This is a genomic window from Paenibacillus sp. AK002 (assembly GCF_053903045.1).
On record NZ_CP096377.1, the window covers coordinates 4,401,900 to 4,414,533 of the forward strand.

Here is a 12,634-nt window from a genome sequence, read left to right on the forward strand (position 1 = left end):
CGTTTCGTAGTACCTCTTCCATTTCTTCCATATGATCCGTCTTCCGTCCCGAAGCTAGTTGTCGTTCTCTCTGACGATCCCTTTTCGGCGGACCTTCTCCACGGCCTCCCTGCTGCTCCTCACCCCGAGCTTTTTCAGAATTTTATTGATCTGATTCTTGAGCGTGCTCTCGGTTTTGAACAGCTTCTTCTCCATTTGGGAATGGGTGTAACCCTCATCCAACAGATCAAACACTTCACGTTCCGCCGGCGTTAAGCTCCGCAGCTGTTCTTCCCGCTTGAGGCGGGCAAATTCCTTGAGCAGCACCTCCATCGATCCCGGTTGATGTACGGCGCTTCGGATTGCGGCCGGCAATTCCTCGAAATTCGATTTCTCAATGTAATTGACGGCTCCGGCCGTATAGGATTGCGTGATCACCAACTCGTCATCCAGTGAGGTCAGCATGATCACCTTGGCATCGGGCTTTCGTTCAAGGATTTCTGCAGCCGCGTAGATGCCGTCGAGTCGGCCCGCCGTCAGCTGAATATCCATAAGCACGATATCGAAGGACAGGACTTGCGCCATCGCAATCGCTTGTGCGGGGGACTCGGCCGCGCCGACCACGATCATATCCTCCTGCGCATTCAGAAAAACGGTGATCGATTTAATCCAGTCCGGATCGTCCTCGACCAGAAAGACGTGTATTCGATTCAAGGCTCTTCCCTCCCGGATAAACGAATGATTTTGCTGCGGGGAAAATATAACGTGATTTCGGTACCGACCGATTCGCGGCTCTCCAATCCCACGGAGCCGCCGCTTTTCTTCATCACGTTGTACGCATAGGTAAGGCCAAGTCCGAAGTTTGACTTCCTGTGGCCCTTGGTGCTGTAGAACGGTTCAAACACAAGCGTCTGCTGCTCTTCCGGAATGCCCATGCCGTTATCCTTGACGGAAATCGCGGCACCCTTGCGGTCTGCCGTTACCGTCAACGCGATCACTCCTCCATTAGGCATCGCCTCGACGCTATTGCTTATGAGATTGCTGATCGCTTCCTTCAAGTGGACGGCATCCGCAAGCAGCCAGGGACGCTGTGTGCACAGCACCTTTAATTCGATGCCATGACTGCGCAGCCGTTCCTGTTCGCGAAGCTGCAGTTCAGCAAGCAGCTGATCCGCGCGGACAGGCTGTTCCACCAGCTTAAACGCCTTCATCTGCTGCTGCATGCGCCCTGTCATCGCTAACAAATGCTTGGAAGCGTTAGCGATGACATCAAGCTGCTCCAGGGCCGTTTCGTTATCCGGCGACAGCAGCCGTTTCACGTTATCGGTGCTCATGGCGATTTTCCCGACCTCGTTCTTGATGGTATGATTCAGCATCGTTGTACCTGAGCTGACCGCTTGCATCGTGCGATCCAGCGGATCGCGCTCGAATTTCAGGCGAACGCCCAGGACGCCGTACACAAAGGTACAGATGACGGCAACGCCCATCGAATACAGAATAAACAGGGACACGTACCGGAATGAATCGTAACCGGGCCAGATGACATTCCCTACATTTATCAACAGCATCACACCGAGCAAGGTTGGCACCATAATCCAGGTGGTAATCCACATGCTTTTGCGTTTCCGCGGGTTCTTCTCAGAGGATAAGGCTCCAATGAGCAGCGCGCATGCAGCCACATAATAGGGGCCGGTCCATACGAACAGCCATCCGTAATGAATCCGGTAATCTTTCGTAAGGAGCACCTGGACCAGCATCGCGAACACAGGCAGCAGCAGGCCTATTTTGAGATCACGTTTTCTCCTATGGTGCCGGGGTCTGCCGGTATACACCATGCAAAATATCAACACGCCGTAAGGCGTTAGGGTATGGTTGAGGAATTGAATCCACGGCCCGTACGCGGCCGCAATAAAACCGGAAGGCGCAAGCCAGTCCGTCAACCCCCCGATCCCTGCACTCCACAGGAAAAAAGCCGCCCAGCGGTTCACCTCGCTCCGAGGCTGATTGAACAGCAGCACCGCCGCTGCACTCCAAAGCGCGAACACATAATACATCAAGACGCATCGTTCCATTCTCTTCCCGAATATAGTTTCATCCTACCATAATTGCGCCAGCAGGGGGACCTCCCTCCTTACCCATGCCGAGGAAATAAAGACCACTGATAAATGAAATTGTTTCTTTCTTCAATACCTTCATTTTACATTGCGAAAACATTCAGTTTACATTCAGCCGCGCTTAAGAAAGATATCAGGAACGATTGATAGGATAGATCTCGTAAGCAAACAAGCATACGAAAGACAGAGAGAAACGAGGTGGAAACATGACAACCCCATTAAAATACCGGAACGAGCTGAAGTTTTTCGTGAATCTTCACCAATATCGGATCATCCGCCAACGATTGAAGAATCTGGTGACCTATGATCAGCATGCCGGACCCGCCGGGGAATATCACATTCGAAGCTTGTACTTTGATGATATCAATAATAAAGCCCTATACGAGAAGCTGGCGGGCGTCCGGGATCGGGTGAAATACCGAATCCGTATTTATAACGTAGCCGATGACACGATCCATTTTGAGAAGAAAATCAAATTCCGGGATTACATCGCCAAGCTGAAGGAGCCGCTCACAAGGGAGATGACCGATCAGATCATGGCCGGACAATACGACTGTCTCTATCAGCCGGATAAGCCTTTGATGATGGAGCTGTACCACGAGATGAAGCATAAGCTGCTGCGGCCCAAGGTCATTGTCGATTATGTCCGCGAGCCTTACGTCTGCGCTAACGGAAATGTGCGGATTACGTTTGACAAGGAGCTGAGAACCGGTCTGCACTCCACGGAACTGTTCAATCGGAACCTGCTGCCGATCCGGGCGATCGATGAGAATCTGATCATACTCGAGGTCAAATACGACGAGTACATTCCGGATTACATCAAAATCGCGCTGCAGCTGGACGGCCTCAACCGGCAATCGGCATCCAAATATGTAATGTGCCGTAAATTTCTGAAATATAACACATGGGAGGATCAATAGTTCATGAATACCACATCGACATCAAGCAATACGAACACCACCAATTTTTCGGATATCGTCAAAAAATCCGTCATGGAAAATTTCGTATCCGACATCAGCATCGCCAAAATTTTGATCACGCTCGCCGTTGCCTTTGTTATCGGGCTGTTTATTTATCTGCTCTATAAAAGGGTCTTCAGCGGCGTTCTGTATTCCAAGAGCTTTAACGTGTCGCTGATCGGGATGACGATGATCACGGCCGTTGTCATCATTGCCATCAATTCGAATCTCGTGCTCTCGCTCGGTATGGTCGGCGCGCTCTCCATCGTCCGTTTCCGCACGCCCATCAAGGACCCAACCGATCTGATCTTCCTGTTCTGGGCCGCGGTTGCCGGGATCGTAACCGGAGCCGGGTTCTACACGCTGGCTGCCATCGGCTCCGTCGTTGTCGGTCTTATCCTGTTCTTCTTCATTAAGAAAGCGACGGTCCATACCCCTTACCTGCTGGTCGTCCATTGCGATAACGAGCAGGCCGAGCAAGCCGTTCAAGGACAAGTCGGTCAGGCTGTGAAGCGTTACAACCTGAAGCAAAAAACCGTGACGCCGGGCAGCATCGAGCTGACGCTGGAAGTACGGCTGCGCGATGCCGAAGGCCAATTCGTGAACAAGCTGTCCCAGCTGCAGGGCGTTCAACATGCGGTTCTGATCAGTTACAGCGGCGATTATGTATCCTAAGTCAGGCGGTGGTCAGAAATGATGAAGAAAAGAACGACAGTCCTGCTGTCCCTTGCGCTGTCCATAATCCTTCTGCTCACAGGCTGCCAATGGACAACACAGGTTGCCGGGACGGCTGGAAGCTCTGAGAACGATGGCCTGCAGGAGCAAGTCGATTCCGCGGTTTTTCCGAAGGACAAGGTCATTGACGTTAAAATCACGATCGACGAAGCGGATTTCCAGGATATGCTGGACAACGCCAGCGCTGAAGAATACAAAGAAGCGTCCGTCAATTACAACGGCATGCAATTTGATCATGTCGGCATTCGCACCAAAGGCAATTTAAGTCTGCGCAGCGTGGTCAATTCCGATTCCGACCGCTACAGCTTCAAGATCTCCTTTGATGAATATCTCAATCAAACCTTGAACGGGATCAGCAAAATCAATCTGAACAACAACTACAGCGACGCCTCGTATATGCGGGAATTCCTGACCTACGAGCTGGCGGAATCCGTCGGTCTGCCGACACCCGGCTTCTCTTACGTCAATGTATACGTTAACGATGAATTGTGGGGGTTCTACCTCGCAATCGAACAGATTGGCGATTCTTATCTGCAGCGTCATTTCGATAATTCGTACGGCGCGTTATACAAAGCCGAGATGACAGGCTCGGGCAGCGATCTCGCTTGGCTCGGCAGCGACCCCGATTCCTACACCGGGCTTGTCATGAAATCCAAGTCCTCCAATGACGATGTATTGATCGACATGCTCGACGAGCTGAATAACGGCACCGATTACGAGAAGGTGCTGGATGTGGATAACGTGCTCAAGTACGTTGCCTTGAACGTCGTTGCCTCCAATATGGACAGTTATCTGGGGATGAACAAACAGAACTACTACCTGTATGAGAACAACGGCATTTTCTCCGTCCTGCCCTGGGATTATAACATGGCGTTCGGAGGGTTTGGGGGCTCCGGCATCTTGATTGACGAGCCCACTCAGGGTGCTTTGGCGGAACGCCCCTTGATTGCCAAGCTGCTCGAGGTTGACGAATATAAGGAACGTTACCATGCCATCCTGTCGGAGATGCTGGAGGGATACATGCAGCAGGATCATTTCGAGGAACGGGTAGCGCAATTGCAGGAATTGATATCCGAGCACGTCAAGCAAGACCCCAGACCGTTCTACTCCTATGAGGAGTACGAGCAATCTCTCCCGACATTGACCTCATTCGCGGAAGGGTCCATGGATAATATCCAGCAGCAGCTGGATGGGACGATCCCTTCCGCCGGCGACGGAAGCGGCAGCGGCGGCGGTATGGGGCCAGGTGGCGGAGGAGGTCTAAGGCCTGACGGCGTGCGACCCGGTGGTAACGGGATGGTACCTGACGGCAATACGAATTCCAATGATGCCGACCCGGAGAGTTCTACCGGCACCGGGACAAGCACGACACCGGATGGAACAGACGGCAGCGGGACTGACGGGACTGGGATCGTTGTCCCTAACGACGCCCCGGGCGGAGACATCTCTGGCGAAAACACGCCTGCCAACAGCGACGGTGCTACTTCTGCTGCTTCCGGCAACGCGGATGTTACATCGAGCGGCACTGGAGAAGGCTCTGGCGACGCTCCTGACGTTGATGAATCTGTCTCGTCGATTATATCGGCGGTTGGATCAGGCACAAGCAGTTCCGACGAAAGAACAGCGATGGATGCTGCTTCTGCCGTTAATCCAACAAGTCATGCAGAGGAAAGTAACGCAGAGGAAAATTCAACAGATTCAACGCAATCTCCGAACCAGCCCTCTACAGGCGGCAATCAACCGACCATGCCGCAAGCGCAGACTCAGAATGGTCAAGGGCAGATGCCGGATTTCCCTCAAGGACAGATGGGGAACGGGTTCGGCGGTGAGTTTGGCGGTCAAATGCAGGGAGGACGCGGAATGGGCCGGCCTGGCGATTGGTCAAACGAAGCAGCCCAGGAGCAAGGCAGCACCCAGGAAGCCTTGTACGCAGGAGTTTCCCTCGTACTGCTGCTGCTCTCATGTCTTTTTGTGACTCTATATAAACGAAAAAGATTGTAATCAACAAGCAAGGGACAGTTCCGAAGGCATCAACCTTTGGAACTGTCCCTTTTATATACGCAAATCGTTTATTAGCCGATATCCGTTACATAATCAAGCAGTTACTAAGCAGTTATCCACGTTAGAATAACCGGTGTCGCGATGAGGAGCGCGCCAAGCGCTACGATGGTTCTCGTTGCATTTCCGGACAATTTGCGCTGCGTCTCCGCCGAACGATACCAGCCGCTGAATTGCAGGCGATTGCGATAGAGGACCAGGAACCAACATACATTTCCCGCAAACAGGAACAGGAAATATAACCCTTCCCAAGGAATCCAGGACTTCAGGATCTGATGCTCCATGCTGCCCAGAACCGCTGTCACGATCATCATCATGATCATCATTCGAATGATTTCCAGAATGGATGAGGCCAATTTGGTCATAAATGCTTCCTCCTTTCATTCATGCCGATACTGGAGATTTTACCATTATACAGCAAATACAAGGACTCCGCATCCATTCCCGTAGAACGATCAGGAACTGGGAACTCAATTGGAGTTGAGCTCAGCTTCTTGATCGTGAAACGATTGTTTTCTTACAAAGTATGAATCCAGCTTCCGACTGCCCCATAGGGACAGCAAGATAAAGGCTAGGACACCGAGCAATTTGAAGGGCTCCGCCATAAAATCCGAGAGATTAGCCCCGATGTACGAAACGCAAAACACCATAATGCCCTTGCCCAAGGTTACGGCCATGAGGTAGGACATGACGTTCATTCTCGCCAGTCCGGCGGCCACGTTGACAGCGACAAAAGGCCCGACGGGAAGTATGCCCAGCAGAAAAACATAACTGAAGCCGTTGCGCTGAATCCAGCGCATGCCGCGCTGAACCTTCGGTTTTTTCGCCCAGCGTTCGATCAGGGGAGTCCCGGATATTTTCCGCACGAGGAGAAACGTCGTCAAGCATCCCGCCACCATTCCGATCCAGGAGTAAAGGAATCCTGCCCACAGCCCGTACACCGCTGCATTAACGCCAACGATCACGATCGTGGGCATCGGAGGAATAAAGGATTTCAAGAAAGTCAGCAGTATGCCCGGCAGAGGGCCTAGGGCTCGAAACTGGTCAAGAAACCATTCCAGATTGCTCTGTGTAAAATAAGACATGATGTCCAAGTAGCCATTCAATGACTTCACCCATTTCCGCTAAGTATTGCTTGTACTAACCGACTTGCAGCACCTGATGCAGCTGAGCCAGATGGTGATTATCGTGCCAGATGAAATCCCTCATAAATTGCGCCACTTCAAAGGGATGCCCGTCTCCGTCCGCGTACCGCTCCTCATACTTCGTTTCCGGCAGCTCTTCAATGGCCCGAATCAGCTGCTCCCTTGCGGTTATCGTCCGGTCCACCAGCGCTTCCGTCGATAGCGTTTTGGCATATTGCTTTGCCTCCTCATTGAAGACGTCATAATCCAGATGCCGGACGGTCAATGCATCTCCCGTTGAGATTTTGGCGATCGCCTCATTAAAAAAATACTCATCCCATCGCATGATATGGCACACTACATCGCGCACGGTCCATTTCCCATCCGCAATCGGGGAATTCCAATAGCCCTCTTCCAGGTCACCGAACTCCTTCACCTTGCCGATCCATTCCGAATACTCGTTTAACAGCTGCTGTTTGTCATTCATATACATTCTCCTTGTCCATATATGATTTGATATAAGCGTCCAGTCGTTCCTCCGGCCAGCGATACATCTCCAGCAGCTCCCCATAAGGATCGCCCGGTATATGCAGCAGCTTCGCAAAGGCAGGTTCCGTCTTATAACCCGCCCTCTTCAGCTCGATGATAGTTTCCCTTGCAGCTTCGCCGAGCCGCTTCAACAGCTTGTATTCCACTACCATATGACGGTAACCATTCTGCTTCATGGAAGGCACCGGCTGGGCAAAAATCTCGAATTCCCAACCTTTGTACCGAAATCGCGCTACTGCTCGCTCTACGTTCCCCACACCTCGGAAAGAGTATGTGAAATCCGAAACAAGTCGGTCGTATGACGCCCTGAGTTCTCGCTCGAACAGGTCAAACTCCGTCACATGACATATGATATCGAGATCGCTTGAAGCGATGTCAATCCCGATCGGGATCGTGCCCACCAGTATAGGGCTGCAGGATTTCAAATGCTCCCATAGTTCCAGTTCATCTATAACCAAAGCTGCCTGCTGCTGCTTGGCTGTACCTTGACGTAAATACTCCAGGTTTAAAAAATCCAACTCTTCTTGCATCGCTGTTTCCCACCTGCCCTACTCCGCTGAGCTTTCAGGTTGACGCTCGGTCCAGGTCGTCCGAACATAGCCCAGCTTCATGCCGACGGTTTCCATGTCGCGATGGCTCTGGGATAAGAAGGCACATTGACCGACAACCAGATTGCATCCCTCCCGCTTCGCGTCCCGTATTCTTCTGCGAAGCAGCTCCTGATGCAGCCCCCGTCTACGGTATTCCGGCAGCGTAGCGGCAAATGTAAGCGAAGCCGTGGAATGGTTTATATGCATGACACCGGCCGCAGCCGGCTGCTCATCCACATAAGCCATATAGAACCTCCAGCCCGGTCTTGCATGCAATACGCGATTGTTCAATGCTACGGAAGGGATCCCTTGCACCGGCAGTCCTGTTCCCAGGCAATGAACTTTAGCATAATCTTCAAACTCGTCTTTGTCTATTGTTTTGATCACAATTCCGTGATCCGGCATGTCCACCAGTTCTTGCGGGTTCATATACATGGAATTATGAAAGGCGGATTGGAAGAATCCGCGATCGGCAAGCGCCGAGAGAAATGCCTGATTCACCATGGCGGGCACGATCTCGAACTGGAATTTGCGGTCCCGCGAATGATAGAAGTCGATGATTGCGTCCAGATCCTTCAGATTCTCCGAACGGAGTCCTTTGACCGTGTTAAAAGAAAGCCAGGGCATCGTTTTGCTGTACAAGCACAGCGCTTGGCCGAAACGAACCATCTCAATCCCTTCGGGATTTCCGGTCCGGCCTTCGATGGCTTGCATTCGATCATACATATACTCCGTTTCTGAACGCTGAATGCGATGGATTAGCTCCTCGGATGGAAGATGCAGCATGGTTACCTCCTATGCTTTATGTATTCAATTTTCAAGATCCGTGATAAATAGAGCCCGAAGATCGTGTACGGATGCTTCGGGCTCTAGGCTTGCTGTGTATGGTTTATTTCGCGCTGCCCGGCAGATCGCAAGATCCGTCGGCACACATGCCGTCGTTGCTGTCGGACTCGTTCACCATGACTAGGGGATTCGCTTCACGATAGGCTTTGTCCAGTGCATCCGTGAAAACTTCCAGCGGTTGTGCGCCGGACACGGCATATTTGCCTCCCAGCACGAAGAACGGCACTCCCCGAATTCCAAGATTCGTCGCTGCGGCTTCATCTGCCCGTACCTCGGATTGGAAAGCATCGCTTTCAAGCACCGCCGTAGCCTGCTCCCGCTCCAGTCCGACCTCCGCCGCCAGATCGGCGAGCAGGTTCTTATCTTCCAGATTCTCGGCATCCGTGAAATAGGCGCGGAACAGCCGCTCCGTCATGTCTTTCATTTTACCATGCTGCGCAGCAAAATGAACCAGTCGGTGAGCATCAAATGAATTGGCCGGTATCACGCGATCCATGTGGTAGGTAAGTCCAACGCTGGCCGCTTGTTGAGTCACGTTGGCATTAGCTGCCTTGGCCTGCTCTATGCTCATGCCGTATTTCGCCGCCAATAACTCGTCCATGGAAACCCCGGGTTTATACGACGCATTCGGATCAAGCTCAAAGCTGCGATATACCACTTCAACCTGATCCTTATGAGGGAACTGCTCCAATGCCGATTCGAACCGGCGCTTTCCAATATAACAGAACGGACACATAAAATCCGACCAAATTTCAACTTTCATTTCATTCGCCTCCTAGCGAGCAGGAATACTAACTTACTAATTGTAACCCGCTTTCGCCCTGATATCAACACTACATATGAAAACGGCAATACTGCACGGTAATCCATGATATGAGCTCACGGTACACAGCCTTCAGCGATGCTTCCTGCTATCTTGTATCCTGGCCTGAATCCAGTCCATCACAACCGCACAGCCAAGCTTCCCCTCCAAGGAGCCGTTCATCACCAAATCCGCATGCCAACGGGTAGGCTCGACATATTGATCATGCCTGTATCGCACAAGCTGCAAATATTCCTGTATCACGCTTTCCTCGCGATGACCCTTCTCCATGAACCGCCGGTTTCTTCGAAGCATTCTTTCATCCGCGGGACAGTCGACGAACAGCTTCAGATCCAGGGAGTCTCGAAGATCCTCGAATTGATACAGAAGAAACCCTTCAATGACGATGACATCATGGTCACCGCAACGGGCGGCTTGTTCTATCTCATCGGTCAGACGCTGGATGTTGACGGCGTCCGGATGGTTAAAATCCTCAAAGATTGTATTCGTAAAGGGCGCTTTAGACATAGGTCTGACGGACTTATAATATTTGTCCATATGAAAGAGCGCCACCCGATACTCGACAAGCTTCTCCTTGAGTTGGAGGCTTAGCGTCGTTTTGCCGCTGCCCGTCCCCCCGCCTATTCCGATCCTTATAGCACGGCCATGATTCATGTTTTCGTTCTTCCTCCGCATTTGGTTCCACTGTGTAGACTTCAATCGTTTATTGCATTACCAGATAGGCCTGGTTTTTTAAACCTATTCTTATCTGATAGCTATATTAAAAAACAGACAGCGTGCCGCCGCCTGTCATTTGTACTTTTTCCAATCCATCTCGCTGTGTTCCAGCAGATATTCAAAATCGTTATCGCGACGCTTCTGTTCCGCCTTGCGTGCAGCTTCCCGTTCCTGCCGCTCCTTCTCCAGCCGCTCGGCTTCAGAGGCCTTTAAGGAATCGGTTGTCGCCTTCAGCTTTGCCAAAACTTGAGGGTCCAGCATATCTTTTAGCGTTGCGGGTTTATCGGCAGTTTCCGTTCGCGGCGCCGGGGCCGTTCGTTTCTTTTTTGCCATAAATACTCACCTCGATTTCAATCCATTATACCATCTTAAATGTCGTCTGACATCCGTATCTATTGAGGAGGATTTACGAAAAAGGAGAGCCTCTCGGCTCTCCTTCTCGTTATGTATACCTACTTAAGGGCGATCGATGGGACTTGAACCCACGAATGCCGGAGCCACAATCCGGTGCGTTAACCCCTTCGCCACGACCACCATGACAATGGACATGTCATCATGCCCGAGATCATAATATATCAGATATTCAGCCGTTTGGCAAATTGTAATTTCTTACATCGCCCCTTGATTTCAACGACGAGTAAATACTATACTTACTTGAACTCCGTCGTCTGACCAAGAGTCCACATACGCTGCTACATGATGATTTCAGCATAGGGGGTAAGACATCCATGATCTATCATATCGATTACGTCTCAGAGGGATTGCATGTGAAAGGATATCTGGGTCTGCCGCCGCAATTGTCCCCTAATCGCAGCCAGAAAATGTCCGAAGCGGTCGACGCCATCCCCGGCGTTACGATAACCGGCACGCTTGCATGCTCCTTGAATAAGGAGCCTGTTCCGGAAGGAGCCTCCGGCTCGATCGAATCTAAGCTTCCGCTGGTCCTGTATTGCCGCGGAGGCATAGGCCGGATCGGCGCGGTCAGGTTGAAGTGGGTCGAAGAATTCGCGGCGCAAGGCTATGCCGTGTTTGCTCCGGCCTATCGCGGAAACGAAGGCAGCGAGGGCAGGGATGAGTTTGGAGGCGCCGATACGATGGATGTGATCACCGCCTTGGAATGGTTATCCCGCATTCCATGGATAGACAACAGCCGTATGCATCTGCTGGGCTTCTCCCGCGGGGCGATCAATGCTGCCGTGGCAGCCGCCCGGTCATCTCATGTATCCAAAATGATTCTATGGAGCGGCGTTTCCGACCTGGCGCAGACCTACGAGGAACGGATCGATCTGCGCAGAATGATGAAACGCGTCATTGGCGGTACGCCGACCAAGTTTCCGGAACGATACCTTCTTCGGTCCCCGATTCATTATGCGGATCGAATCCGATGTCCTGTCCTGATTGTGCATGGAACGCGGGACGAGCAGGTCCAGGTTGAACACAGCTACCGGATGCTGGACAAGCTTCAAGAACTGGGACACCAGCCCGAAGCTCACCTGTACGAAGGGCTGGGACATCATTTCCCGCCGCCGCAGCATGCAGCGGCGATCAACCGGATGTTCGACTGGTTGAAGCGAAGTTAAGGCGTATTTATTCTCAAGTTCATGATGCTCGGTATCTATCCCCCTATTCCAGCCTAGCAGCCGTATCGATCCAGTATTTGCAATTCCCGTCCGCAATAGAACTGAGTTCACCATGGTTCCATTCTATGATGCGACGGGAAGCCAGATTGGTTTCATCGCAGGTTAGAAGGACCCGGCTTATGTTCTTTTCACAGGCTTTCTTGACCAACCCCGCCAGCATCTGTTTGCCATATCCTTTCCCCCGCTCCGACGGCCTGATGACATACCCGATATGCCCCCCTGACTCCAACAACTTCTCATTCAAGCGGTGTCTGAGCTTGCCGTAACCTACAGGCTTGCCGGTATGATACAGCCAATAAATCGTCTGGGGAACATACTCATCCGGCAGATTGATGCTTCGTGCCATTTCGTAATTGCGACGGACCTTGGAGGAGAACTCCTCCATGCTGCTGCTATTTAAGCCGTTAACAAAGCCGTTCTCGCCGGTACCAATCTCCTGGACCATAAGCAGAAGACTCTCATCCTCCTTCTCCAGCAGCTCCCTTAATGCTAACGTCAAG

Annotated in this window: 15 protein-coding genes and 1 tRNA gene; 4 read left to right on the forward strand and 12 right to left on the reverse strand. The window is 51.8% G+C overall.

Annotated features, from left to right (window positions below; all coding sequences use genetic code 11):
* Positions 1-54: 54 nt before the first annotated feature.
* Together M1D70_RS19415 and M1D70_RS19420 are read right to left on the reverse strand one after the other, a co-directional pair.
* Complete coding sequence (locus tag M1D70_RS19415; protein WP_456287707.1) at positions 55-693, reverse strand: response regulator; 639 nt, start codon at positions 691-693, stop codon at positions 55-57.
* Positions 690-2,033: an ATP-binding protein gene (locus M1D70_RS19420; RefSeq protein WP_456287708.1), complete on the reverse strand. Its 1,344-nt coding sequence runs from the start codon at positions 2,031-2,033 to the stop codon at positions 690-692. Before M1D70_RS19420 ends, M1D70_RS19415 begins: the two co-directional genes overlap by 4 nt.
* A gap of 266 nt (positions 2,034-2,299) precedes the next feature.
* Between M1D70_RS19420 and M1D70_RS19425 the strand changes: the two genes are divergently transcribed.
* From M1D70_RS19425 to M1D70_RS19435, 3 genes are read left to right on the forward strand one after another with little or no spacing between them, the layout of a single operon-like run.
* The gene (locus M1D70_RS19425; RefSeq protein WP_009590686.1) at positions 2,300-3,013 is read left to right on the forward strand and encodes a polyphosphate polymerase domain-containing protein; all 714 of its coding nucleotides are present in this window, start codon (positions 2,300-2,302) and stop codon (positions 3,011-3,013) included.
* A 3-nt stretch (positions 3,014-3,016) separates the two neighbouring features.
* On the forward strand, positions 3,017-3,727 hold the full coding sequence (locus M1D70_RS19430) for a DUF4956 domain-containing protein (RefSeq protein ID WP_456287709.1): 711 nt from the start codon (positions 3,017-3,019) through the stop codon (positions 3,725-3,727).
* Positions 3,728-3,745: 18 nt separating this feature from the next.
* Positions 3,746-5,788 carry a CotH kinase family protein gene (locus M1D70_RS19435; protein WP_456287710.1) on the forward strand — a complete coding sequence of 681 codons (2,043 nt, stop codon included), beginning with the start codon at positions 3,746-3,748 and terminating at the stop codon, positions 5,786-5,788.
* Positions 5,789-5,892: 104 nt separating this feature from the next.
* Here the strand turns inward: M1D70_RS19435 and M1D70_RS19440 are convergent, their stop codons facing one another.
* From M1D70_RS19440 to M1D70_RS19480, 9 genes are all read right to left on the reverse strand, one after another.
* Positions 5,893-6,210 (reverse strand): hypothetical protein, encoded by a 318-nt coding sequence (locus M1D70_RS19440; RefSeq protein ID WP_009590644.1) that lies wholly within the window; start codon positions 6,208-6,210, stop codon positions 5,893-5,895.
* Positions 6,211-6,315: 105 nt separating this feature from the next.
* Positions 6,316-6,930: a TVP38/TMEM64 family protein gene (locus tag M1D70_RS19445; RefSeq protein ID WP_041622225.1), complete on the reverse strand. Its 615-nt coding sequence runs from the start codon at positions 6,928-6,930 to the stop codon at positions 6,316-6,318.
* Positions 6,931-6,985: 55 nt separating this feature from the next.
* The gene (locus M1D70_RS19450; protein ID WP_009590689.1) at positions 6,986-7,456 is read right to left on the reverse strand and encodes a DinB family protein; all 471 of its coding nucleotides are present in this window, start codon (positions 7,454-7,456) and stop codon (positions 6,986-6,988) included.
* Positions 7,449-8,048: a DUF4269 domain-containing protein gene (locus M1D70_RS19455; protein WP_009590680.1), complete on the reverse strand. Its 600-nt coding sequence runs from the start codon at positions 8,046-8,048 to the stop codon at positions 7,449-7,451. The genes M1D70_RS19450 and M1D70_RS19455 overlap by 8 nt, the downstream gene beginning before the upstream one ends.
* Positions 8,049-8,066: 18 nt before the next feature.
* On the reverse strand, positions 8,067-8,894 hold the full coding sequence (locus tag M1D70_RS19460) for a GNAT family N-acetyltransferase (RefSeq protein WP_456287711.1): 828 nt from the start codon (positions 8,892-8,894) through the stop codon (positions 8,067-8,069).
* Positions 8,895-8,997: 103 nt separating this feature from the next.
* Positions 8,998-9,717, reverse strand: a complete 720-nt coding sequence (locus M1D70_RS19465; protein ID WP_009590684.1) for a DsbA family oxidoreductase — start codon at positions 9,715-9,717, stop codon at positions 8,998-9,000.
* 132 nt (positions 9,718-9,849) lie between these two features.
* Complete coding sequence (locus tag M1D70_RS19470; RefSeq protein WP_456287712.1) at positions 9,850-10,431, reverse strand: AAA family ATPase; 582 nt, start codon at positions 10,429-10,431, stop codon at positions 9,850-9,852.
* Between the two features lie 135 nt (positions 10,432-10,566).
* Positions 10,567-10,827, reverse strand: coding sequence for a YqkE family protein (locus tag M1D70_RS19475; RefSeq protein WP_009590668.1), 261 nt, complete (start codon positions 10,825-10,827; stop codon positions 10,567-10,569).
* Between the two features lie 128 nt (positions 10,828-10,955).
* Positions 10,956-11,028, reverse strand: a tRNA-His gene (locus M1D70_RS19480).
* Positions 11,029-11,222: 194 nt separating this feature from the next.
* Here M1D70_RS19480 and M1D70_RS19485 point away from each other — a divergent pair.
* On the forward strand, positions 11,223-12,074 hold the full coding sequence (locus tag M1D70_RS19485; RefSeq protein WP_456287713.1) for an alpha/beta hydrolase family protein: 852 nt from the start codon (positions 11,223-11,225) through the stop codon (positions 12,072-12,074).
* Between the two features lie 43 nt (positions 12,075-12,117).
* Here the strand turns inward: M1D70_RS19485 and M1D70_RS19490 are convergent, their stop codons facing one another.
* Entirely contained in the window at positions 12,118-12,633 is a 516-nt protein-coding gene (locus M1D70_RS19490) for a GNAT family N-acetyltransferase (protein WP_009590718.1), read from the reverse strand.
* Position 12,634 lies beyond the last annotated feature (1 nt).

Coding starts and splice junctions, on each gene's coding strand:
- M1D70_RS19435 (WP_456287710.1), top strand. CDS start 3,746: ATGATGAAGAAAAGAACGACAGTCCTGCTGTCCCTTGCGCTGTCCATA.
- M1D70_RS19445 (WP_041622225.1), bottom strand. CDS start 6,930: ATGTCTTATTTTACACAGAGCAATCTGGAATGGTTTCTTGACCAGTTT.
- M1D70_RS19425 (WP_009590686.1), top strand. CDS start 2,300: ATGACAACCCCATTAAAATACCGGAACGAGCTGAAGTTTTTCGTGAAT.
- M1D70_RS19430 (WP_456287709.1), top strand. CDS start 3,017: ATGAATACCACATCGACATCAAGCAATACGAACACCACCAATTTTTCG.
- M1D70_RS19475 (WP_009590668.1), bottom strand. CDS start 10,827: ATGGCAAAAAAGAAACGAACGGCCCCGGCGCCGCGAACGGAAACTGCC.
- M1D70_RS19460 (WP_456287711.1), bottom strand. CDS start 8,894: ATGCTGCATCTTCCATCCGAGGAGCTAATCCATCGCATTCAGCGTTCA.
- M1D70_RS19450 (WP_009590689.1), bottom strand. CDS start 7,456: ATGAATGACAAACAGCAGCTGTTAAACGAGTATTCGGAATGGATCGGC.
- M1D70_RS19455 (WP_009590680.1), bottom strand. CDS start 8,048: ATGCAAGAAGAGTTGGATTTTTTAAACCTGGAGTATTTACGTCAAGGT.
- M1D70_RS19470 (WP_456287712.1), bottom strand. CDS start 10,431: ATGAATCATGGCCGTGCTATAAGGATCGGAATAGGCGGGGGGACGGGC.
- M1D70_RS19440 (WP_009590644.1), bottom strand. CDS start 6,210: ATGACCAAATTGGCCTCATCCATTCTGGAAATCATTCGAATGATGATC.
- M1D70_RS19485 (WP_456287713.1), top strand. CDS start 11,223: ATGATCTATCATATCGATTACGTCTCAGAGGGATTGCATGTGAAAGGA.
- M1D70_RS19420 (WP_456287708.1), bottom strand. CDS start 2,033: ATGTATTATGTGTTCGCGCTTTGGAGTGCAGCGGCGGTGCTGCTGTTC.
- M1D70_RS19465 (WP_009590684.1), bottom strand. CDS start 9,717: ATGAAAGTTGAAATTTGGTCGGATTTTATGTGTCCGTTCTGTTATATT.